General features: G+C 43.9%; 22 protein-coding genes and 3 tRNA genes. 12 read left to right on the top strand and 13 right to left on the bottom strand.

From position 1 onward, the window contains the following. The first annotated feature begins 134 nt into the window (after window positions 1–134). The 8 genes from gltX to C7Y69_RS19930 all read left to right on the top strand — a co-directional run bounded on the left by gltX (window position 135) and on the right by C7Y69_RS19930 (window position 5,064). The gene (gene gltX / locus C7Y69_RS19965) at window positions 135–1,544 is read left to right on the top strand and encodes a glutamate--tRNA ligase (RefSeq protein WP_126873946.1); all 1,410 of its coding nucleotides are present in this window, start codon (window positions 135–137) and stop codon (window positions 1,542–1,544) included. Between the two features lie 85 nt (window positions 1,545–1,629). Continuing rightward, a tRNA-Ala gene (locus tag C7Y69_RS19960) sits at window positions 1,630–1,705 on the top strand. Between the two features lie 331 nt (window positions 1,706–2,036). Continuing rightward, window positions 2,037–2,112, top strand: a tRNA-Glu gene (locus C7Y69_RS19955). Window positions 2,113–2,277: 165 nt separating this feature from the next. Further along, window positions 2,278–2,353: transfer RNA gene (locus C7Y69_RS19950), tRNA-Glu, on the top strand. 128 nt (window positions 2,354–2,481) lie between these two features. Beyond that, window positions 2,482–3,396 carry a M14 family metallocarboxypeptidase gene (locus C7Y69_RS19945; protein WP_126873945.1) on the top strand — a complete coding sequence of 305 codons (915 nt, stop codon included), beginning with the start codon at window positions 2,482–2,484 and terminating at the stop codon, window positions 3,394–3,396. 67 nt (window positions 3,397–3,463) lie between these two features. Next, complete coding sequence (locus tag C7Y69_RS19940; protein ID WP_126873944.1) at window positions 3,464–3,694, top strand: hypothetical protein; 231 nt, start codon at window positions 3,464–3,466, stop codon at window positions 3,692–3,694. After that, entirely contained in the window at window positions 3,694–3,867 is a 174-nt protein-coding gene (locus tag C7Y69_RS19935) for a DUF1289 domain-containing protein (RefSeq protein WP_126873943.1), read from the top strand. Before C7Y69_RS19940 ends, C7Y69_RS19935 begins: the two co-directional genes overlap by 1 nt. A gap of 258 nt (window positions 3,868–4,125) precedes the next feature. Then, window positions 4,126–5,064 (top strand): tRNA-dihydrouridine synthase, encoded by a 939-nt coding sequence (locus C7Y69_RS19930; protein WP_126873942.1) that lies wholly within the window; start codon window positions 4,126–4,128, stop codon window positions 5,062–5,064. Window positions 5,065–5,130: 66 nt separating this feature from the next. Here C7Y69_RS19930 and C7Y69_RS19925 read toward each other — a convergent pair whose 3' ends face one another. The 3 genes from C7Y69_RS19925 to C7Y69_RS19915 all read right to left on the bottom strand — a co-directional run bounded on the left by C7Y69_RS19925 (window position 5,131) and on the right by C7Y69_RS19915 (window position 7,101). Then, window positions 5,131–6,117 (bottom strand): hypothetical protein, encoded by a 987-nt coding sequence (locus C7Y69_RS19925; RefSeq protein WP_232363135.1) that lies wholly within the window; start codon window positions 6,115–6,117, stop codon window positions 5,131–5,133. Between the two features lie 73 nt (window positions 6,118–6,190). Further along, window positions 6,191–6,376 carry a hypothetical protein gene (locus tag C7Y69_RS19920; protein ID WP_013784798.1) on the bottom strand — a complete coding sequence of 62 codons (186 nt, stop codon included), beginning with the start codon at window positions 6,374–6,376 and terminating at the stop codon, window positions 6,191–6,193. A gap of 68 nt (window positions 6,377–6,444) precedes the next feature. Then, on the bottom strand, window positions 6,445–7,101 hold the full coding sequence (locus C7Y69_RS19915; protein WP_013784797.1) for an arylesterase: 657 nt from the start codon (window positions 7,099–7,101) through the stop codon (window positions 6,445–6,447). A 17-nt stretch (window positions 7,102–7,118) separates the two neighbouring features. On the opposite strand from C7Y69_RS19915, the gene C7Y69_RS19910 reads away from it, so the two are divergent. Next, a complete protein-coding gene (locus C7Y69_RS19910) occupies window positions 7,119–7,817 on the top strand; it encodes an ABC transporter ATP-binding protein (protein WP_013784796.1) in 699 nt (232 codons plus the stop codon). Between the two features lie 15 nt (window positions 7,818–7,832). Further along, window positions 7,833–10,355, top strand: a complete 2,523-nt coding sequence (locus tag C7Y69_RS19905) for an ABC transporter permease (RefSeq protein WP_126873941.1) — start codon at window positions 7,833–7,835, stop codon at window positions 10,353–10,355. Window positions 10,356–10,652: 297 nt separating this feature from the next. On the opposite strand, the gene C7Y69_RS19900 is transcribed toward C7Y69_RS19905, so the two are convergent. Both C7Y69_RS19900 and folX read right to left on the bottom strand, forming a co-directional pair. Next, window positions 10,653–11,549 carry a TIGR01777 family oxidoreductase gene (locus C7Y69_RS19900; protein WP_013784794.1) on the bottom strand — a complete coding sequence of 299 codons (897 nt, stop codon included), beginning with the start codon at window positions 11,547–11,549 and terminating at the stop codon, window positions 10,653–10,655. Window positions 11,550–11,607: 58 nt separating this feature from the next. Then, window positions 11,608–11,976 carry a dihydroneopterin triphosphate 2'-epimerase gene (gene folX / locus C7Y69_RS19895; protein ID WP_126873940.1) on the bottom strand — a complete coding sequence of 123 codons (369 nt, stop codon included), beginning with the start codon at window positions 11,974–11,976 and terminating at the stop codon, window positions 11,608–11,610. Window positions 11,977–12,051: 75 nt separating this feature from the next. Here folX and C7Y69_RS19890 point away from each other — a divergent pair, with 75 nt between their 5' ends. Beyond that, complete coding sequence (locus tag C7Y69_RS19890) at window positions 12,052–13,095, top strand: AI-2E family transporter (RefSeq protein WP_126873939.1); 1,044 nt, start codon at window positions 12,052–12,054, stop codon at window positions 13,093–13,095. Here C7Y69_RS19890 and C7Y69_RS19885 read toward each other — a convergent pair. The 3 genes from C7Y69_RS19885 to C7Y69_RS19875 are packed head-to-tail and all read right to left on the bottom strand — an operon-like array spanning window position 13,092 to window position 15,365. After that, window positions 13,092–14,417 (bottom strand): ATP-binding protein, encoded by a 1,326-nt coding sequence (locus tag C7Y69_RS19885; RefSeq protein WP_126873938.1) that lies wholly within the window; start codon window positions 14,415–14,417, stop codon window positions 13,092–13,094. The two genes, C7Y69_RS19890 and C7Y69_RS19885, sit on opposite strands and share 4 nt — an antisense overlap. Beyond that, on the bottom strand, window positions 14,414–15,088 hold the full coding sequence (locus C7Y69_RS19880) for a response regulator transcription factor (protein WP_126873937.1): 675 nt from the start codon (window positions 15,086–15,088) through the stop codon (window positions 14,414–14,416). Before C7Y69_RS19880 ends, C7Y69_RS19885 begins: the two co-directional genes overlap by 4 nt. A gap of 1 nt (window position 15,089) precedes the next feature. Continuing rightward, window positions 15,090–15,365, bottom strand: coding sequence for a PepSY domain-containing protein (locus C7Y69_RS19875; protein WP_013784789.1), 276 nt, complete (start codon window positions 15,363–15,365; stop codon window positions 15,090–15,092). A gap of 542 nt (window positions 15,366–15,907) precedes the next feature. On the opposite strand from C7Y69_RS19875, the gene C7Y69_RS19870 reads away from it, so the two are divergent. Continuing rightward, window positions 15,908–16,372: a pyridoxamine 5'-phosphate oxidase family protein gene (locus C7Y69_RS19870; RefSeq protein ID WP_013784788.1), complete on the top strand. Its 465-nt coding sequence runs from the start codon at window positions 15,908–15,910 to the stop codon at window positions 16,370–16,372. Between the two features lie 517 nt (window positions 16,373–16,889). On the opposite strand, the gene C7Y69_RS19865 is transcribed toward C7Y69_RS19870, so the two are convergent. The 5 genes from C7Y69_RS19865 to trpD are packed head-to-tail and all read right to left on the bottom strand — an operon-like array spanning window position 16,890 to window position 21,628. Then, a complete protein-coding gene (locus C7Y69_RS19865; protein WP_013784787.1) occupies window positions 16,890–17,189 on the bottom strand; it encodes a YciI family protein in 300 nt (99 codons plus the stop codon). A gap of 11 nt (window positions 17,190–17,200) precedes the next feature. Next, window positions 17,201–18,010 carry a tryptophan synthase subunit alpha gene (gene trpA, locus C7Y69_RS19860; protein WP_013784786.1) on the bottom strand — a complete coding sequence of 270 codons (810 nt, stop codon included), beginning with the start codon at window positions 18,008–18,010 and terminating at the stop codon, window positions 17,201–17,203. Continuing rightward, window positions 18,010–19,191 carry a tryptophan synthase subunit beta gene (gene trpB, locus C7Y69_RS19855; protein ID WP_013784785.1) on the bottom strand — a complete coding sequence of 394 codons (1,182 nt, stop codon included), beginning with the start codon at window positions 19,189–19,191 and terminating at the stop codon, window positions 18,010–18,012. Before trpB ends, trpA begins: the two co-directional genes overlap by 1 nt. Before the next feature lie 15 nt (window positions 19,192–19,206). Continuing rightward, a complete protein-coding gene (gene trpCF / locus C7Y69_RS19850; protein WP_013784784.1) occupies window positions 19,207–20,604 on the bottom strand; it encodes a bifunctional indole-3-glycerol-phosphate synthase TrpC/phosphoribosylanthranilate isomerase TrpF in 1,398 nt (465 codons plus the stop codon). Further along, a complete protein-coding gene (trpD, locus tag C7Y69_RS19845) occupies window positions 20,597–21,628 on the bottom strand; it encodes an anthranilate phosphoribosyltransferase (RefSeq protein WP_126873936.1) in 1,032 nt (343 codons plus the stop codon). The genes trpCF and trpD overlap by 8 nt, the downstream gene beginning before the upstream one ends.

Genomic DNA, 21,628 nt, shown 5'->3' with positions numbered 1-21,628 from the left:
TCATTAAAGCATAAATATAAGTTTCTATTGGTAGCTATATACCAAGCAAATGCATCGTGCTGCTTTTGTCGTGAAGCGGAGACTGGTAGAATGCGCGCAATTTCACAATCTAATAAAGATAGAGAGTTTTTATCATGTCGGTTGTAACACGATTTGCACCAAGCCCTACTGGCTACCTTCACGTTGGTGGCGCCCGCACCGCTTTATATTCTTGGCTACTTGCTAAAAACAATGGCGGAGAATTTGTACTTCGTATAGAAGATACAGATATTGAACGTTCTACAGAAGAAGCAAAGCAAGCAATTTTAGATGGCATGCAATGGCTTGGTTTGACTTGGGACACCGGTCCTATCTATCAAACCGATCGTTTCGACCGATATAAAGACCTTATCCAACAATTGTTAGACGAAGGTAAAGCGTATAAGTGCTTTATGAGTGCAGAAGAATTGGATGCTATTCGTGAAGCGCAAAAAGAGCGTGGCGAAAAACCTCGTTATCCTGGCACATGGCGTGATCGTACCGATCACCCAGAAGGCGAACCTTTTGTTATTCGCTTTAAAACGCCATTAGAGGGCACGGTTGTTATTACCGACCACGTACGCGGTAAAATCGAAATTAACAATAGTGAATTGGATGACTTAATCATTCAGCGCACCGACGGCACGCCAACTTACAATTTTTGCGTTGTAGTAGACGATTGGGATATGGGCATCACACACGTTGTGCGTGGTGAAGACCATATCAATAACACGCCCCGTCAAATTAATATTCTGCAAGCATTAGGTGCACCTGTACCCGAATACGCTCACGTATCTATGATTTTAGGCGATGACGGTAAAAAGTTGTCGAAACGTCATGGTGCAGTAAGTGTTATGCAATACCGTGATGATGGCTTCTTGCCTCAAGCGGTACTGAATTATTTAGTTAGGCTAGGGTGGTCACATGGTGACCAAGAGATATTCACTCTTGATGAAATGATTGAGTTATTCAGTTTAGATGCAATTGGCCAGTCGGCTTCTGCATTTAATACTGAAAAATTAATTTGGTTGAACCAGCACTACATTAAAAGTCTACCAGCCAGTGAAGTGGCCACACACTTAAAATGGCACTTTGATGGCTTAGACATAGATTTAACTGCGGGGCCTGCACTCGAGTCTGTTATTGCTATTCAAGCTGACAGAGTAAAAACGTTAAAAGAACTTGCTGAGATCTCTACTTACTTTTATCAAGATTATGAAGAATTTGATGCTAACGCTGCCAAAAAGCATTTACGCCCAGTAGCACGAGGGCCGCTAGAGCGAGTAAAAGAGAAGTTGATGGCTATTGAAGCGTGGGAGCCGGAAAATATTCAGGCTGCTATTAATGCAACAGCTGAAGAATTAGAAGTGGGTATGGGTAAAGTAGGGATGCCATTGCGTGTTGCTACCACCGGAAGTGGCAATTCTCCGTCTTTAGATGTAACCCTTAATTTGCTGTCAAAAGAGAAAGTTGGCGAGAGAATCGACAAAGCGCTTACTTTTATAGCAAACAGAGAAAATTCATAAAAAAACCGTTGACATAAATGGGGTGGATGCCTAGAATGCGCCCCGCTGTCACGGAACAGTCACACAATAGTGACTATGACACAACGGGGCCATAGCTCAGCTGGGAGAGCGCCTGCATGGCATGCAGGAGGTCGGCGGTTCGATCCCGCCTGGCTCCACCAAATCTAACTGCAAGTTTATATTGCGGTTTAGGCTGAAGGTTTTACCTTCGGGCATAAATTGTTTTGTAAGGATAAGGTCGTTCGGTTCGCGGAGCTCACCTCTCCTTACAAAAATGATTGATTGTAAGGATAATGTCGCTCAGCTCGCAGAGCTCGCTTCGCCTTACAAAAAATCTCAAAAGCGTAGCTTTTGAGTTAAGTTAGGCCGGTAATCTTTGAAATTACCAGTGACAAAAATTTATTACTTCTGTAAGAAAAGGTCGTTCGGTTCGCGGAGCTCACCTCTCCTTACAGAAATTTAGTGAAGTGTTACTTCACTAGCAAAATTTCTGTCCCCATCGTCTAGAGGCCTAGGACACCGCCCTTTCACGGCGGTAACAGGGGTTCGAATCCCCTTGGGGACGCCATTTTCCGGTGTCACAGTCCGTAACTGTGAAATAGGCCGGTAGTAATTGGAAAGTTACTATCAGCGACAAAAATTTGTTTTTGTAAGGATAACGTCGCTCAGCTCGCAGAGCTCGCTTCGCCTTACAAAAAATCTCAAAAGCGTAGCTTTTGAAAGAAGATTTTTTGTCCCCATCGTCTAGAGGCCTAGGACACCGCCCTTTCACGGCGGTAACAGGGGTTCGAATCCCCTTGGGGACGCCATATCGTTAAGCCAACCTTCGGGTTGGCTTTTTCGTTTCTACAGCTTAATTCCTGCCGTTCTTATCGATATTCCACATACAAACTAATACCAACTTGATAATATAGCCGTGTTAACAAAGAGGTTATTTATGCAAAATTATCCTATCGGCACGCCAGGAAAACCTTGGGGTGAAGAAGAGAAAGAAGAATGGAAACAGCGCCAAACGATTAAGCGTTCGTATAATGATGAAGTGCTTAAGCAGTTAGGCAGTATTCCTGAAGGGTTTGAATTAAAGCAGTATGGCGCGTTGCCTTACGATGAGTCTCGATACCCTTTGTATGCCGTAACTCCTGAAGGTATGCCTAAAGATATTGATGCAACCAAGCCTGCGGTGCTAGTTACTGGAGGGGTACATGGGTATGAAACCAGTGGTGTACAGGGCGCGCTTCAGTTTATCAATACTAAATTAAGTGACTACGCAGAAGATTTCACCATCATTGTCGTACCGTGCGTTAGCCCTTGGGGTTATGAGACTATCAATCGTTGGGATCAGTATGCGTTAGATCCTAATCGTTCATTTTACCCTAATTCTCCGGCACCTGAGTCAGCCCAGCTAATGGCATTTGTTGAATCGTTGAACTTACCATTTTCATTGCATGTCGATTTACATGAAACCACTGATACGGACAACAGTGAGTTTAGGCCTGCATTAGCAGCAAGAGATGCAACGACTCATGATAATTGGAATATTCCTGATGGCTTTTATCTGGTGGCTAATACCCAGAATCCACAAAAACAATTTCAGGAAGCTATTATTGATGCAGTTAAGCAAATAACTCATATCGCGCCTGCTGATGAAAGTGGCAAAATTATAGGTGCTGACTTACTGTCTGAAGGTGTGATTTGTTACGACAAAAAAGCATTGTATCTTTGCGGTGGAATGACAGATGCAGCTTATGTAACCACAACAGAAGTTTATCCTGATAGCGCTAATGCAACGGCTGAAAATTGTAACGCTGCCCAAGTGGCTGTAATCACCGCAGCGTTGGAATTTATAAAATAGACGTTTAGATGTTTGAATGTTTAGACGTCTAGATGTATAGTTAAGCCTTCTCGATGAGGAGGCTTACGTGTTTACATTTTCTGCATTAATTTATGATGGTTATAAACAACAACTAGTGACGGGGGATTATGAAGATAAAACCCAGTTCGACGCATTTTTAAATGCGAAGTTCGGTGTGCATCTTTGTATGTGGAGCGCCAAAGAACCTACGCAAAAAGTAATTGATGCTATGTTACATGCCTCTCCCGTCGCTAAAGATAATGCCAGTAATAAGCCAAACCTTAAGGCCAAGTATTAGTGACTATAGTTTCACTCTGTATTGCCAACTGTAAACTTGACGAAGACGATGTATGCACCGGATGTAAGCGCACCATCAAGGAAATTACCAACTGGTCGAATTACAGCACACAGCAAAAACAAAACATCCTCACCCGCCTAGAACAACAAAAGTTGGACACACACTCAAGTTAAGGTTGGACAGTCACTCAAACAACAAAAGTTGGACACACACCTAAGTTAGGATTGGACAGTCACTCAAATTTGGACAGTCACTCAAATTTGGACAGTCACTCAAATTTCTCCCAGTAACGCATTAATATGTATAAAATCGGACAGTCAAAAAAACGTACACAAACTCTGCTCGACACTTAAATAGCATGGTCATATAACCCGCACTTTGCTACACTCTCGCGCCCATTTTAATCACTCATTTTTAGCGAAATTTTAGTTATGAAAATCATGCTGGCGCCTATGGAAGGTGTTGTCGACCATTTAATGCGAGATATGCTTACTCATGTGGGTGGGTTCGATCAGTGTGTAACTGAATTCGTTAGAGTAGTGGAGCAAAAACTTCCCAATAAAACCTTCTACAAACTATGTCCCGAACTACATAATGGCGGCAAAACCCCTAACGGCGTGCCTGTGCGCGTGCAATTATTAGGGCAGCATCCACAATGGCTGGCAGAAAATGCTCATACTGCGGTTGATTTGGGTTCACCGGGTGTAGATTTAAATTTTGGCTGCCCTGCAAAAACCGTCAATAAAAGTAAAGGCGGGGCGGTTCTGTTAAAAGAAACCCAAGCTTTGTATGACATCGTAAAAGCGGTTCGTGATGCCGTACCAGCCTCACAACCTGTATCAGCTAAAATTCGGTTGGGATTTGAAGATAAATCTCTTGCCGTAGAAAATGCTATCGCTATAACCGAAGCGGGCGCATCTGAGCTAGTTGTGCACGCCAGAACAAAGACGGAAGGCTATAAGCCGCCAGCTTACTGGGATTGGATCGCTAAAATAAAGCAAAATACCGATATTCCATTAGTGGCCAATGGCGAAATATGGAATGAAGAAGACGGCAAGCGTTGCCAGGAGCAATCCGCCTGCACCAACTTAATGGTAGGTAGGGGGGCACTTGCCATGCCAAACCTAGCAAGGTGTATTCGTGATGGCGAACCGCCTATGGCATGGGAAGATGTGGCCGCGTTGCTTATCCGCTATTCGGGCTACGAAATCTACGGCGATAAGGGCAAATACTACCCAAACCGAATAAAGCAGTGGTGTGGCTATTTAAAAAGGCAGTACCCTGAAGCTGAATTATTGTTTAACGACATCAGGCGATTATCAAAATCACAAGAAATTGTAGATGTATTAGCCAGGCAAGCCTCACACTAGACTATTTAAAACATATCAACCGTGGTGTTTTGTTGATGTCGCTTAAAAAAACTAAAACCTAAACGTCTATTGAAGATATCTTCTGGCATTAGCTATGTTGGGTTTTCTGCCATATTCGCAAGCTGATGCAAACACGCAAATTCGCTCAGCAGAGCCAATAGGGCCTGTAAATTTCCTTTCTAGTTTGGTTGAAAGGGTAATCCATGAATTATTAGAGAGTTTAAGTCTGTCCAAGATAGGCTTCATTTTCTGAGGGATAGCACCCTTCTTGTCTGGTCGCATAACGCGACCGGTTTCATCTACAAGCACTAAGTAGTCGCTCAATTTGAAAGGTAGGCTTATTTCATTAACCGGAACTTGGTCATTAAATGGCATAAGCCGAGCAGGTACTTTGTTTACTTTCAATGCGTTAATTCTGTATTGAATACTGGTAAAGTTTGATTGTTCTGATGTTTTGGCTATACCGGCTCGGATGGGGTTTAAATCGGTATAGGCCATGGTTACCGCTAGCGCATTCTCCGACAATATTGCTTGGCTCTTAAATCGGCGCTCCCAAAAATATCCAGTACATTCATCTTCTTTGTTAGCTTTTCGCGCAATAAATTCATTAAGCAGGCGCATAAACCAACTTACGCTATATAGCCGATGCCGATAAATTTCGCTTAATTCTTCAACTTTTTGAAGCTCTACTTCAGAAAGTGAACCTCGACTTTCTTCATCGAGATACCGTTGGACTAATGAGGGGCAGCGATAAAAAGACTTCCACCGAAGTAACACTTCATCCATGCTCCAGTGTTCAGCTCTCGCTTTCGCTATATGCACCACAACATGGGTATGATTGTGCATTACTGCATAGGCACACAAGTCAATCGCGAAGGTTTTCGTGAGCCTATGAAGTCTATCTACAATCCACTGTCTGCGATGGTTGTAGTTTTTGCCAGTAATAGCATCAACGCCACAAAGGAAAGATTGCCGCACACAACGTGATGTGCAGTGATAGTAGGGTGTAACTTCTAAATTGACTTGCTTGTAACGAGGTAGCGGCATTTCCATATCTCCGAGTGGTTCGGAAATAATTATGCTGGAAATGCGGTAATAAACTACTGTGCTTAGGGCGGGTTTTCAATTAAACGTAAGTGTCGATACGGGAACCCACTCTACTGTCAGAGGCAGGAGCCGCTTGTTGCGTCTGTTGGGGCGCACTTACTTCAGTTTGCTGACTAGCACGTTGTTGAACCTGTCGTTGAGGTTCTTGTTGTGGCGACTGAAGTACATTCGATACTGGCGTTGACGTTGATGATGAAACGTCCATAACAATCTCCAAATTAAGTTGTTACTTGTTTTCGCATTTACATTCTAAGTTTAAGAGCATAGCACACGTTATTGATTATTCATGATCAAAGGCGTCAGTTTTTCGAACATAAATTCGACAATCATAGGCTGAGCTTTTGCGTTAGGGTGAATACCATCACGTTGCATCAAGTCTTTTTGAAGTGCTATGTCCTCAAGAAAAAAAGGAATTTTTGTAACTTCATGTTGCTCTGACACGGTATCAAAAGTGTCGCTAAACATTTGTGTATAGCGTTTACCGTAATTAGTGGGTATCTGCATGTCTTGCACAAAAACGGTTGTATTGTCCGATTTTGCTATGCTAACAATTGCGCTCAAGTTGTTCCTAATCTTACTGATACTGTGCCCTTGCAGGCCATCATTACCACCAAGTTCTACTAAAATATGGCTTGGCGTATGTTGTTCAATTAACCTCGGAAGCCTAGCTAAACCGCCATCAGTGGTCTCACCGCTTACCGCAGCATTTACAATATCGATCGATATATTCTCGTCACGCCAGCGTTTTTGTAACAAACTCACCCAACCTTCTTGTTGATCTAACCCATAAGCAGCAGATAGGCTGTCACCTAGAATCAGTAATTTAGCTGAATTATTGGGGACGATGGTATCGGTCTGATCTGATAATGCAGATAACGGTATTAATAAAAGCAGTGTGAACAAAACGGCGCTGCGAAAACGATAAATCACGAATTAATGACCCCTATATGATAAAAACATCCAAAGTAACTAAGTCTGTAAATACGAGCGAAGGTAAGCTTGAGATCCTTCATCCTATCTCTTTTGAAGTCAAGTCCGGTGAGTCCGTTGCCATTATTGGTGCGTCAGGTTCAGGAAAATCTACTCTGTTGGGGCTGTTGGCCGGCTTAGATGAAGTTTCCAAAGGCGAAATTCACCTTGATGGTGAACCACTGCATACCATGGATGAAGAGGCTCGCGCTGTACTTCGGGGGCAAAAAGTAGGGTTTATTTTTCAAAGCTTTATGTTAGTGCAAAGCTTAACCGCTATTGAAAACGTAATGCTGCCAGCCGAAATTGCGGGTTTAGATAACCCTAAGCAGATGGCGAGTAAGATTCTTGAACAAGTAGGCATTGGGCATCGCGCGAGTCATTACCCAAATCAACTTTCAGGTGGTGAACAACAGCGAGTTGCTATTGCGCGGGCTTTTATTACTTCACCTAAAATTTTATTTGCCGATGAGCCTACTGGAAACTTGGATGCAACAAACAGCCACAAAGTCGAAGAGCTCCTTTTCGCGCTCAATCGAGAGAAAGGTACAACATTGGTACTTGTTACCCACGATAACGAGCTTGCCGCTAAGTGTGACAGGCAGTTAACCATGCAGGCGGGTGTTTTGACAGAGTCGACCCCAGTATCGCCTCGTCAGCGCTCAGAGGCTGTTTAGATGGAGGCCCTATAAATGAGCATGACATCGACCTTGGCATGGCGATTGTTTCGGCATGAGGCGAAGCGCGGAGAGCTTACCATTATCTTGTTGGCAATTGTATTGTCGGTAGGCGCGGTATTGTCGCTGTCGTTATTTAGTGAGCGATTGCAAGGTGCGCTAAAAGAGCGTTCAGCGGCTTTTATCGCAGCTGATGCACAGTTGCGCTCTGATACACCCATTGATGAAACTTGGTTTCAGCAGGCTCGAGATGGGGGGCTTAACACGGCAAAGCAGGTGACTACTCGGTCGATGGTCTTTCATCGTGACGAAATGTCATTGGTGGACCTTAGGGCTGTAAACGAGAATTATCCGCTGAAAGGCACGGTTAATATTGCTGATGTACCTTTTGGACAAAAAGAAGCGGCAACAGATTTGCCCAAGCCAGGCGAAGTGTGGTTGCAGTCTCTGTTGTTTCAAACTCTGAAGCTTAGTTTGGGAGACAGTATTGAAATAGGCGATGCTGAATTCACTGTAACCAAAGTGTTGGTTGATATACCTGATGCAGGGTTCAGTGTATTTAACACCGATCCAATCGCTTTGATTAGACTGTCCGATTTGGATGCAACGGCTATAACCGGGCCTGGCAGTCGGGCACGTTACGTGGGCTATTTTGAAGGCGAAACTAGTGTTATTAGTAATTTTTACGACTGGCTCAGCCCTAAATTGCAAGATGACTTACATAATTGGCGTACCGTTGAAGATGACGAATCGGCCATTGGACGTTCGGTAGCCAGTGCTGAGCGGTATTTTTTATTGGCGAGTTTACTTGCCATAGTGCTTGCAGCGGTTTCCATTGCGGTGGCAGCCCAGCGTTACAGTCAACGTCATTTCGACCCTGTCGCTATCATGAAAACACTCGGTGCGACAAAGCAAGTCATTCGCCGTATCTATCTTCTTCAAATTCTATTTATTACTGGGCTAGGCATTATTATTGGATTAATAATGGGCTTCATTGGCCAGCAAGTTGTGGTGTGGTTAGTTGCTGAACAAGTTGATGTGGCGTTATCTATTTGGCATTGGCGGCCAGTGCTAATCGCTGTTTTCACAGGGGCAACCTGCTCGTTATTGTTCTCGCTTTATCCATTGATGCAGTTGTTTTCAATTCCTCCACTGCGTGTGCTAAGGCGTGATTTAAGCACTAATTTACGTTCTCGGACCATTCAGTATGTGGCCTCAGGCGGTGCGATATTTCTCTTGATGTGGATTTATAGCCAAGATTTGATGATCAGCCTTATTTTGTTTGGCTCTGGCGTGGTTTTAGTCGCGGGGCTGCTAGGCGCAACCTTTTTGCTGATTGCAGCGGGACGTAAATTCGGCTCAGGAAAAATGGGGCCTTGGCAGCTTGCTTGGGCGCGAATTAAACGCCGTTCAATGGAAAATAGTGTTCAGCTGATTAGTTTTTCAGTCACTATCATGTTGTTGCTAGTTGTATTGGTTATGCGCAACGACATGGTATCGCAGTGGCGCTCTCAGTTGCCAGAAGGTACACCCAATTACTTTTTGATTAATATCACTGGCGATCAAAAAACAGAATTGGACACACACTTCAAATCAAACGGAATTACCATCGAAGAGTTCTATCCTGTAATACGAGGGCGCTTCGTTGCAGTGAATGATGACAGTGTAAATACCGAAGTATCTAAAGAGGAAGATTCAAATACTGAAGGTAGACAAGGACTTGGACGTGAAGCGAATTTAACTTGGAGTAATTCGTTACAAAAAGAGAACGAGATTACCAGTGGTACATGGCATGGTGACAACCCTGATGCATTAGACGAAGGCGTATTCGCTGTTTCAGTTGAAACCGATGTAGGCGAGCGACTTGGTATTGAATTAGGCGATATGCTCACATTCAATGTGGGCAGTGAAATCGTTAAAACTAAGGTAACAAGTTTTAGAAAAGTGAACTGGCAAACCATGCAGCCTAACTTTTTCTTTGTTATTCAACCTGAGGCCATGGCGTCATTCAATCCTACTTACATCACCAGCTTCTATTTACCCGAAGCGCAGAAATCACAACTAACCACGTTGTTAAAGCCATTTGCGTCTATCACCATGTTCGATGTTGATGCGCGAATTAATCAGCTAAGAGATATTGTTAATCAAGTGTCGGTGGCCATTGAGTTTATCTTAGTGCTGGTGCTTGTAGCAGGCAGTTTAGTGTTAATAGCCCAGGTTCAAGCTAGCATGGATGAAAGACGACAAGAGCTGGCTATTTTAAGAACGCTTGGGGCGAAAGGCAGTTTAATTCGCAAAAGCGTGGTGTTCGAGTTTGTCATCATAGGTGTTGTTGCAGGTTTCATGGCAGCGCTCGCCAATGAGCTCAGCTTGTTTATGCTGCAAACCAACGTGTTTCAAATGACTGCAAGTCTTCACTTAGAGTATTGGGTAATTGCACCGATTGTCGGGGCAATTGTGGTGGGTGCTTTAGGTGCAATTGGCTGCTGGCGGTTACTTACCTTAAATACTTCGGCACTGCTTAGGAAGATGGTCTAAAGGATGTATAGCTGTTGAAAGTTAGGAAAGACCGTTTTAAAGCGTAAGGGAGATGAAAGCGGGATGAAAGGGACAGTCACTCGAAAATAAGTACAAAAATAAATCGGACAGTCACTCAAGTGAGTATCTGAAGTCGGTACAAATAGTCGTACGAGTCACTCGATTAAATGTTGCGATTAAATGTTGGACACACACTTAACTTTGAGTGTGTGTCCAATTTCGTTCTGTGTCCCATAAAGCCGGTTGGTTCAAGTTCAAGTTCGAGTGTGTGTCCAATCCTGTATTTGCTTCCGAACGTCAGTGCTTATAAATTGCATCCAACGCCCCTTGCAAAGTAGGGTAAGCAAACGTGTAGCCTGAGGTTACGAGCTTTTCAGGGAGCACCTTTTGCCCTTTTAAAATCATATCAGACGATTCACCCATCGCTATTTTTAATACAAAGCCTGGAACGGTAAACAAGCAGGGCCTTGAAAGCGTTGCCGCTAATGTGTGGGAGAAGTCTTTATTAGTTGTAGGAGATGGAGCCGTAAGGTTGAACGGCCCATGGCAACTATCATGTTCAAGTAGGTAAGCAATAGCTGACACCATGTCCTCAATGTGGATCCACGATAAATACTGTTCGCCATTTCCTATTTTGCCGCCTAATCCTAGTTTGAAGGGCAGTGCCATTTTCTCTAGTGCTCCGCCATTTTCAGCTAACACTACACCGGTTCTTAGCGTACAAACCCGCGTTTCGTCGCGGGCGACAGAGGTAGCGATAGCCTCCCATTTGGCACAAAGGTCGTGTGTGAACTCTTCATGAGGGGGCGTTTGCTCGGTAACATCAACACTACCTTTACTGCCATAAAAACCGATGGCCGAACCAGAAATAAATACAGGTGGTGGGGTGCCGGCACTATTGATTTTCGCGACAAGTTTAGAAGTAATATCCCATCGACTATCGCAAATTCTTTGCTTTTGCGTGTCTGTCCAACGTTTGTCGGCAATGGGTTCGCCAGCCAAATTGATGATAGCATCGAAAATTCCAATATCATCAATGTCACTCACATCTGAAACAAACGCTACATTGCTACCCAGCAGGTGCTTAGCTTTTTTTGGGGCTCTTGTTATGACAGTAAACTGATGCTCGCCTTTAAACTTTTCAATAAACGCGCTACCAATGAGGCCAGTGCCGCCTGACATTAAAATTTTCATACAATGTGCCTATAAGAATGACTATAAAAGTGCTTATCAAATGTCGCGCAAAAAACAATCAGCCGGTTTTATTGCACGAAAGCGTTAGCGACACCGAATCAGAAAATCGCAATGCATGCGGCTTATCCACCTCAACTTCGGCGTAACGTACTGATGAGTGTTCAGCAGCCAAGCTTAATACGTCGGCGGTGAGCTTTTCGAGCAATGAAAATCGGTTGTCCTCAACCAGCTTGATAATGGCCTTGGTAATCACCTTATAGTTTAGCGCGTCTTCCATATTGTCGCTGTCCGTCGCTCTTTGGGCATCGTAATCAATCTTCACATTAACGATAACGTCTTGTTTGTTGGTGATTTCATTTTCGTTAATACCAATATAAGTTCTCAATCTCAGGTTTTTAATTTTAATTGTGGCTAAGTTGAAGGTCATTGTATTCTCGTATTTGTAGTTATGTATAAGTCACTGTAAAGTGTCTGAGTTTTTTATTAGGAATGAAGCATAAAAATGTCCATGGAATTGCGCTCACCCATAGCGAAAGTACTTATTGTCCTCGCATGTTTAGTCGTTGTGATGGCGGGGATAAAGTCCGCTAGTACGATTATGGTACCTTTTTTCTTATCAATATTTATCGCTATTGCGTGTAGCCCAATAATTCATTGGACCGGACGTTTTGGTGTACCTAAATGGCTTTCTATTACTTTAGTAATACTAATAATTTTAGTCTTTGGATTTCTTCTTGCTGGTCTAGTAGGACAGTCTATGACGGAATTTAGAGAAAATCTTCCACAATATAGGGAACAGCTCGATACCGAATTTTCGTGGATTATAGAAAAGCTCGCACAATACAATATTAACGTTAACCAAGAACTGATTGCTACCCACTTAGATCCTGCCACCGCGATGTCGGTAGCGACCAATTTTATTAGTGGTATGGGCGGCGTATTGTCGAACTTATTCCTTATATTGCTAACGGTTATTTTTATGTTGTTTGAGGCAGACAGCATTCCAAAACGACTGCACATTGCATTGTCAGACCCCGACATGAAATTAAAACACATCGACCGTTTCATTCGTTCTGTAAATAGCTATTTGGCTATTAAAACCTTGGTGAGTTTGGGTACTGGGTTAATTATCGGTACGTGGCTTTATGTGATGGGAATAGACCATTTCCTCTTGTGGGCGGTATTGGCATTCATGTTGAACTTCATCCCTAACATAGGCTCAATAATTGCTGCCTTACCAGCAGTACTTATTGCTTTTGTTCAATATGGGTTAGCTTCAGCAGGCATGGCGGCGTTAGGTTTTGTTTTAGTTAATACAATTATGGGAAATATGGTAGAACCAAGGCTGATGGGTAAAGGCATGGGGTTATCTACTTTGGTGGTTTTTCTGTCTTTAATCTTCTGGGGATGGTTATTGGGTACGGTGGGAATGCTACTCTCTGTACCTCTTACTATGGTGGTGAAAATAGCATTAGAGTCTCGAGAGGAGAGCCAATGGCTTGCGGTGTTATTGTCTAGCGCGGGCGATAAAAAAGGGAAAGCTTAAACCGGAAACTTCACAATAAAGCGAGCGCCGCCAATAGGCGCGCGTTCGATAAGTAGTTTACCTTGGTAGATGGCAATAAGGTCGCTGACTAGAGCCATGCCTATGCCTTGCCCGTCGGCGTAAGTATCTAATCGGGTTCCACGCTCTAACAGGGCTTGTTTCTTATCTGAAGGTACGCCGGGGCCATCATCATCAATGGTCAACACAGCCCAATTTCCTTCGTTTTTCAGTGCAACTAATACCTTTGAGTCAGCAGCCTTACAGGCGTTATCTAACAGATTACCTACCATTTCCATAATATCGGTTTCGTCGGCTTTTATGGCGACATTGTTGATGGCTTCAATTGTTATCGATAATTGCTTATGCTGATATACCTTATCCATAGCGTTAGCCACTTTTTGTGTGATAGGTAACAGAGGAATAGCCGCTTGCCACCCCGTCTTACCAGCACTAGCACGTTTTAATTGGCGTTGAATAATTTGGTCAATTTGATTTAAAGATTCAACGGCTTGTTTGGGAAGCTTTTCAACCCCTAAAGCTACAGCCAGTGGTGTTTTTAAACTATGAGCAAGGTCACCTAAGCTGTTTTTATAACGAGCACGCTGCTGAGATTCAGATTCAATCAGTTCGTTGATTGACTGTTTCAATGGGTTAAATTCAACAGGGTAGTGGGCGTCAAGCTGTTGTTTCTGTCCGCTAGAGGTAAGTGAAATTTCGCTAATAAGCTTTCTTACTGGCATTAGCACAAGGCTGATGCCCACAATTATTAACACAAGCAAACCGCCGGATAAGATAAGCAACCAACGCCAGACCACCGATATAAAAGTTTCGCGCTCTTCATTAAACAGGTGTTTATTATTAAAAATATAAAAACGAACTGGCTCGAAGTTGCTTTCTGAGGCAAATTCAGCCGTAAAAGCGTAGGCGAAATAATCGGTATCATTGTCGAAATTGGCTATATACGATTCAACAAAGAGCTCGTTACCCACGTTCACGTTTAAATTCGGGGCAGGCAATGTGTAATCTAATGCTGAAGCCGACTGCCACACTACGTGACCGCGAAAAACAATCACACCCAAATAGCCAGAGCCAGGCAAGTTAAGTTGCTCCTCGTATAAAATCTCTGGCATAAAGGGAATGTCGTCATCTAGCTCGAAAGCCGAGAGTAACCCTAGGTTCATGAGTCTAAGTTCACTCATTTTGGCTTGGGTTAAGCTTGTGGTATAGGCGTCATCTAAAATAACCACAGTAAGCGGTGCAAATAGGGCAAGTACGCCCATCGCTAATAAAATGCTCCTTATTCTCAGCGACAGTTGTTTCATAGATTGCGGTTGATCCTATACCCACGTCCGCGTAGAGTTTCAATGGGTTTAAAGCTATTTTCTGGATCTAGCTTCTTACGCAATCGGCCAACAAAAACTTCAATGACGTTACTATCAAGATCAAAATCTTGATCGTAAATATGCTCTGTTAACTCTGTTTTCGAGACTACTTTTTGCGGGTTCAGCATTAAGTATTCCATGACTTTGTATTCGTACGCAGTCAACTCGAGGGGGGCATCATTTACAGTGATTTCTTCAGCGACCGTGTCCAGCAAGATAGGGCCGAACTGTATAACAGGATTTGCTTGGCCAGAGGCGCGGCGAATCAGTGCCTTAACCCTTGCCAGCAATTCTTCATTGTGAAAAGGTTTGGTAAGGTAATCATCCGCTCCTGCATCCAAACCTTCAACTTTTTCCTGCCAGCGATCACGAGCGGTTAAAATAAGTACGGGGCAGCGTATGTCTTCTTGCCTTGCATTTCGAATAACTTCGAAGCCATCCATTTTAGGTAGGCCGATATCAATAATAGCTAGGTCGTAAGCATACTCATTGAGTAGATAAAGCGCGTGCTCGCCATTGTCGGCCAAATCTACACTGTAGCCGTGTTGCTGTAATAGGCTATCAAGCTGGGTTAGAAGGCGGCTGTCGTCTTCAGCAATGAGTATCCGCATGTTAATCCTTTGAATTCTTCTTAGAGGTCTTCACTTTTCCAGAGCGCTTGTCTACATCAACAGAAACAACTCGCCCCGACTCCTTTAAAACTTTAACGCGGTATTTTTGGTTAGTCTGGCTTACACGAAGCACACGTCCAGATTCTGCCTGACGGGCACGTTCTACAGCTTGGCTTTTACTTAATTCACCACTTTTTTCCTGCTGCGCGAAGGCACTACCACCACTGCACATAAACAGTGTTAGCACTAAAGCCACAGCGCGAAGTGTATTCACCATATATCCTCACCAAAAAAGCAGGCAAAGCCCGATAGGAACCTAGTATAGAGACCGGAGCTGAACCATTACTGAATATCTGTGTAAGTCTACCTTGCCAAATAGTGCGTGTACATAAAGCGATAACAAGAATGATGTTAAGGGCTAATGAGGTTATGAATGTGGGACAGTCACTTAAGTTTACAAGCAATTCAACAAGGTACTAGATTGGACACACACTCCAATTTCAACTTTTCGGGTGACAAAAGATACTCGTACTTGAGTGACTGTCCAATATGAAGGGCTAAGAATAAATGGGCTTAAATTAAAGAGAGTGTCTAACTTTTCTTTCGAATTTAAGTGTGTGTCCAATCTTAGTCGGTGTGAAAAACTTACCGCAAGAGTGAACAGGTTATAGGTAGTAGTAGCAAGAGTTTTACTCTTTCACAAAGAACTCTGCCTATTCAGCCCCTATGTGGCCTGGCCTGTAGCGTCTAGAGATTTTCTGGCACGTAGTGTGAATTGTAATTGGGTAAGTTTATTCAAATGTATGCAACGGAGGCAATATGTCGCACGATATTAAAACGGCAATGTGGGAAGCTATGTCTAGCAGTCCAAATGTAATGGTAAGCCTTACTAGTAAAAACACGCACGCTGAACCAATGCGTGCCCAGCTCGATAAGCATGCTAATAGCGAGTTTTGGTTTTACACCACAAAAGATAATCGCATCGCTGAAGGTGGCGAAGCCATGGTACAGTTTTCATCAAAAGGGCATGACGTGTTCGCATGTATTCGCGGAACATTAGTTCAGGAAACTCGTCAAGATATTATCGACAAGTATTGGTCTAACGGCGTAGAAGCTTGGTACGAGAAAGGTAAGGACGATCCGAATTTACTCATGCTGCGATTTAATTTGGCGGATGCCGAGATTTGGGAGGCTGACCCATCCCTTAAAGGAATGTTTAAATTGATGACCGGCAAAACCATTTCACCTGATGAAATGGGCGAACACGATAAAGTGACTTTGTAGCTAGAATGCTCAAATGAGTGTGTGTCCAATTTAGACTCTAGCATTCAGTTAGCCGAAGACATCATTGGAGTGCCTGTCCTAAATTGAAAATGTTTTCGAGTGTCTGAATTTGCCAGAATATGAGTGTGTGTCCAATTTAGACTCTACAATTTAGACTCTAGCATTCAGTTAGCCGAAGACATCATTGGAGTGTCTGTCCTAAATTAAAAATGTTTTCGAGTGTCGGAATTTGCCAGAACATGAGTGTGTGTCCAATTTAGGTTTAGTCAGTGGAAAACGTAATTGGAGTGTGTGTCCAATTCAGATTCTCCAATTTAGATTCGCACACAAAAAAGCCTGAAAGGAATGCGTTAGCATTTCTCTCAGGCTTTTTTATGAGCGGTAATCAAGTTGAGTGCTCAATTGACGCTGGCTATTCATGAGGCCGAGTCAGTTAACATCACGATTGCTACTGTACCTTTGCTAGTTACAACAAAACGTAGAGTAGGTACAGGTCGATAACCGCTGAGCGTGACCGCTAAGGAAGCACTTTCTTGTAAGGTTTAACAATTACACTTTCGTAAACACCCGCTTCAATATACGGGTCAGCATCTGCCCAAGCTTGTGCCGCTTCTAGCGATTCAAATTCTGCAACCACCAATGAACCTGTAAACCCTGCTGGGCCAGGATCCGGGCTGTCGATAGCAGGGAAGGGGCCAGCTATAACTAACCTACCTTCATCTTTTAACGCATTTAAACGTGCTAAATGCGCAGGGCGGGCCGCTAAACGATTTTCCAAACTGTTTGCCACATCGGTAGCACAAATCATATAAAGCATATAATGACTCCTTAACCCTTAGCAGTAGCGGCTTTCATAGACTGCACAAACTCACCCAATGCACTTAGCATAGCATCGTTGTTGTCTAAGTTTGCTGCAATCAGGTTCACTGTAGCAGAACCAGAAATAGCGCCCGCTGCACCAGCATCAATGGCCGACTTTACTTGTGCTGGCGTAGAAATACCAAATCCAAGTAGTGGCGGTGCACATTTATGTGCCGTTAGTCGTGCAATCAACTCAGCGGCAGGAATTTCTACAGCAGTTTCAGCGCCAGTTACCCCAGCTCTACCTAACAAGTACGTATAGCCTTTCGAATACTCACCAATTTTTTCCATGGTTTCATCGGTCGCATTCGGCGGAGCTATCAAAATTTGTGATATTCCATTAGCATCAGCCGCTTTTTGGAATGGTGCTGCTTCACGAATAGGCACATCAGCAACCAAAATAGAATCTACCCCTGCATCGCTGGCTTTTTTATAAAAGCCATCGATAGACTGTGCCATCACTAGGTTGCTGTATAGAAGTAAACCAATAGGGACTTGTGGGTACTTACTGCGTACGCGCGCCAATAATTCAAAACATTTAGCTACTGTAACGTTGCTTTTGTGCGCACGAATACTCGCCGCTTGAATAGTAGGGCCATCGGCGATGGGATCTGAATAAGGAATACCAAGCTCTAGCGCATCAGCACCACTTTCAACCAATTGGCAAATAATCGCTTCAGATTGTGCTAAATCAGGGTCGCCTATCATCACGAAAGGAACAAAAGCGCCTTCATTTTTTGCGTCTAGGCGCGCAAACATTTCTGCATATCTTTCCATTACAGTTTGTCCCCTAAAATTTTGGTTACGTGAGCCAAATCTTTATCACCACGGCCAGATAAATTCACCACAATAATGGTTTCTTCTTCTGCTTCGTCGGCCATATTTAATGCGTGTGCTAGGGCGTGTGAAGACTCAAGCGCGGGAATAATACCCTCTTTACGTGCAAGCAATTGGAACGCGTTAAGCGCTTCTTCATCGGTAGCGGCAACGTACTCAGCACGGCCAGTTTCAGCTAAATAGGCATGTTGAGGGCCAACTGCTGGGTAATCTAATCCGGCAGAAACTGAATAGCTCTCTTCAATTTGTCCTTCTTGGTCCTGCATGATGAAAGTGTACGCACCGTGCAATATACCTTTAGTACCCGTCACAATAGTAGCGCCGTGCTCTTTGGTATGAATCCCTTTACCTGCAGGTTCAACACCTACAAGGCGTACAGAGGGTTCGTCGATGAAATCAGCAAACATACCAATAGCATTAGAACCACCACCTACACAGGCCACAACAGCATCTGGTAAACGGCCTTCTTTTTCTAGAATTTGTGCACGTGTTTCTTCGCCAATCATACGGTGGTATTCACGTACAATAGTGGGGAATGGATGAGGGCCCGCTGCCGTACCTAGCAGGTAATGCGCGGTATCGTAATTAGCAGACCAGTCACGCATGGCTTCGTTTACCGCATCTTTAAGTGTGCCTGAGCCAGCGTTTACAGGAATAACTTCTGCACCCATTAGTTTCATACGGAAGACGTTAGGCGCTTGACGCTCAACATCTTTTGCACCCATATAAATACGGGCTTTTAAGCCTAATAATGCGCATGCTAACGCTGTAGCAACACCGTGTTGACCGGCGCCCGTTTCGGCAATAACTTCGGTTTTGCCCATACGTTTTGTTAATAACGCCTGACCCAGTACTTGGTTAGTTTTATGGGCACCACCGTGAAGTAAGTCTTCACGTTTAAGGTATAATTTTACCTTAGGGTTGCTTACCAAGTTGCGGGTTAGCGTCATTGCTGTTGGGCGGCCTGCGTAATCTTTTAATAACCCCAAAAACTCTTCGTTGAAGCTAGGATCATCTTTCGCATCTAGAAACGCTTTTTCTAGTTGGTCCAGTGCAGGAATAAGTAGCTCTGGCACATACATGCCACCGAACTCTCCAAATTTTGTATCTAATTGATTCATGCGTTGTCCTAAGTGTTAATAGCGGCGACAAATTGAAAATAGCTCGGCTAATTTTTCAGCCGACTTTTCGCCTGGGGCACTTTCTACCCCTGAATTTATGTCGATGGTTGCACAACCCACGTCAATGCCTTGAGCAATGTTGGTTGCGTTAATTCCACCGGCTAGAATGATTTTTTGCTTGTTGGCTATATTGTCTAACAATCCCCAATCGAAGCTTTCTCCTGTACCGCCCTTGGCATTACCTACTTGGCAATCAAGCAGTACATAATCGATATTTTCATCTTCTAATAACTTAGGTAGCTGTTCAGGCAAAGCGCCTTTCACGCCTTTGGCTTGCCATATTTCACAACGTGACGGCAGGGCGTCTTTCAGTTTTGCTCGATATGTTGCATCTTCGCTGCCATGTAATTGAACGGCGGATAGCGAAAGCGTTGTAGCTAACTTAGCAACATGGTCTATGTCATGATTCACAAACACGCCCACGTAATCGCCTTCAACGGTTTCTACAATATCTTTTGCGACTGATTCGGCCACAAATCGAGGTGATTTTTCAGCGAAAATTAGCCCGCCCATGCTCGCGCCACTTTCAAAAGCAAGTTGGGCCTGTTCAACACTGGTTAACCCGCATACTTTTACCGAACCGTAAATTAAGCTTTGAACGGCGCGTTTCAAATTAGCTTGCGACATAAGTGCACTGCCTACCAAGAAGCCTTGACAAAGCGGGCTTAAGCGCAATACGTCTTCATGGGTATAAATACCCGATTCTGAAATTACCACAAAGTCGTGTGTGGCACTTTCCAGCATAGGTACCAAGTGTTCTGTGGTGGCTAAATCGGTTGATAAGTCGCGCAGGTTACGGTTGTTAATACCAATAATGTTTGCTTCAAGAGCAATGGCGCGACGCATCTCTTCTTCGTTGCTTACCTCAGTAAGAATATCTAACGACAAGCTATTGGCTACGGTAGCAAGTTCACGATACTGCACATCGTCTAACACGCTTAGCATGAGCAATACGGCATCGGCATTGTAATGACGCGCTAAATAAACCTGATAAGTATCAATAAAGAAATCTTTGTTTAATACAGGCTGTGCTACACGTTCTGTAACGTAGGCCAAATATTCAAATTTACCTTGGAAATACTTCTCGTCAGTAAGTACTGAAATGCCCGCCGCATAGGGTGTGTATGCGGCTAGAATTTCGTCTAGGTCGAAATGTTCGCGAATAAGCCCTTTTGAGGGGGAAGCCTTTTTGCACTCAAAAATAAAGCCAGCATTCGGTTCATTCAGTGCATCAAACAAGCTTTTGTTCGAAGGCACTAAATCTGCTTTAAAGCTTTCAAGCGGCAAAGCCGATTTTCTGGCATCAACTTCAATGCGTTTATCGGCAACAATTTTTTCTAGCACATTAGGCATCAGTGCTGACCTCCTGACTGATTTTGGCAACCTGGTTTAATACTGCCAAAGGTTTTGCATCTTTCATTGCTTGCATGGCCATCTCGGTGCCATCTTTAAATGAATCGGCGGTACCGGTAACTTTAAGTAGTGCGCCGCAGTTCATTGCAATGGCAGCGCGATGGGCTTCTTGGCCTTCACCGGCTAATGCAGCTTCAATGTATTTCTTGTTTTCTTCTGGCTCGCCGCCCTCAATGGCCGATAATGGGTATGAGGAAAGGCCAAAGTCTTCCGCGGTGACGGTTAACTTACGAATGTCACCATGCTCAAGATCGTAAATAAGAGATTCACCATGCAGAGCAAGTTCATCTAAGCCATCGCCGTGAACAATCATGGCGCGATGTTGGCCAAGAAGCATAAGGGTTTTTGCGTAAGGTTCAAGCAGTTCAGGGGAGTAAACGCCGAACACACCATGTGTTGGGCCCGCTGGATTGGCAAGTGGCCCCAGTATGTTAAACAAGGTTCTGGTCTTCAGGGCAGCACGGACGGGGGCTGCGAAACGCATGCCTGCGTGATATACCGGCGCAAAAAGAAATGTGAAATTTGCTTCATCTAAGCATTTTCTCGACAATTCCGGTGTAATTTCTAAGTTTAAACCGAATTGTTTGAACAGATCAGCAGAGCCAGACTTACTAGATACACTTCTGTTGCCATGTTTGGCCACTTTCACACCACATGCTGCTGCCACCACCCCTGCGGCGCTCGAAATGTTAATGGTGTTATGACCATCTCCACCTGTGCCAACAATGTCGGCAAAAGGATAGGTTGGTGCTGGGAATGGCTTGGCGTTGGCAACCATGGCACTGGCTGCTCCAGCAATTTCACCCGGAGATTCATGTTTAATTTTTAGTGCTGTGAGCACCGCGGCAATAACGGCTTCGTTTTGCTCACCGTGCATAATACTGTTGAACAACGTGTAAGCTTCGGTTTGAGACAGCGCCGATTGTTTGATGAGTTTTTCAAGTAATGGAGTAGCGTCAAACAT

Origin of the sequence: Alteromonas sp. KS69, assembly GCF_003989595.1 — a bacterium.
Taxonomy (GTDB): Bacteria; Pseudomonadota; Gammaproteobacteria; order Enterobacterales; family Alteromonadaceae; genus Alteromonas; species Alteromonas naphthalenivorans.
Note: the sequence above shows the minus strand (reverse complement) of the source record. Positions and strands in the feature narration are given on the sequence as shown.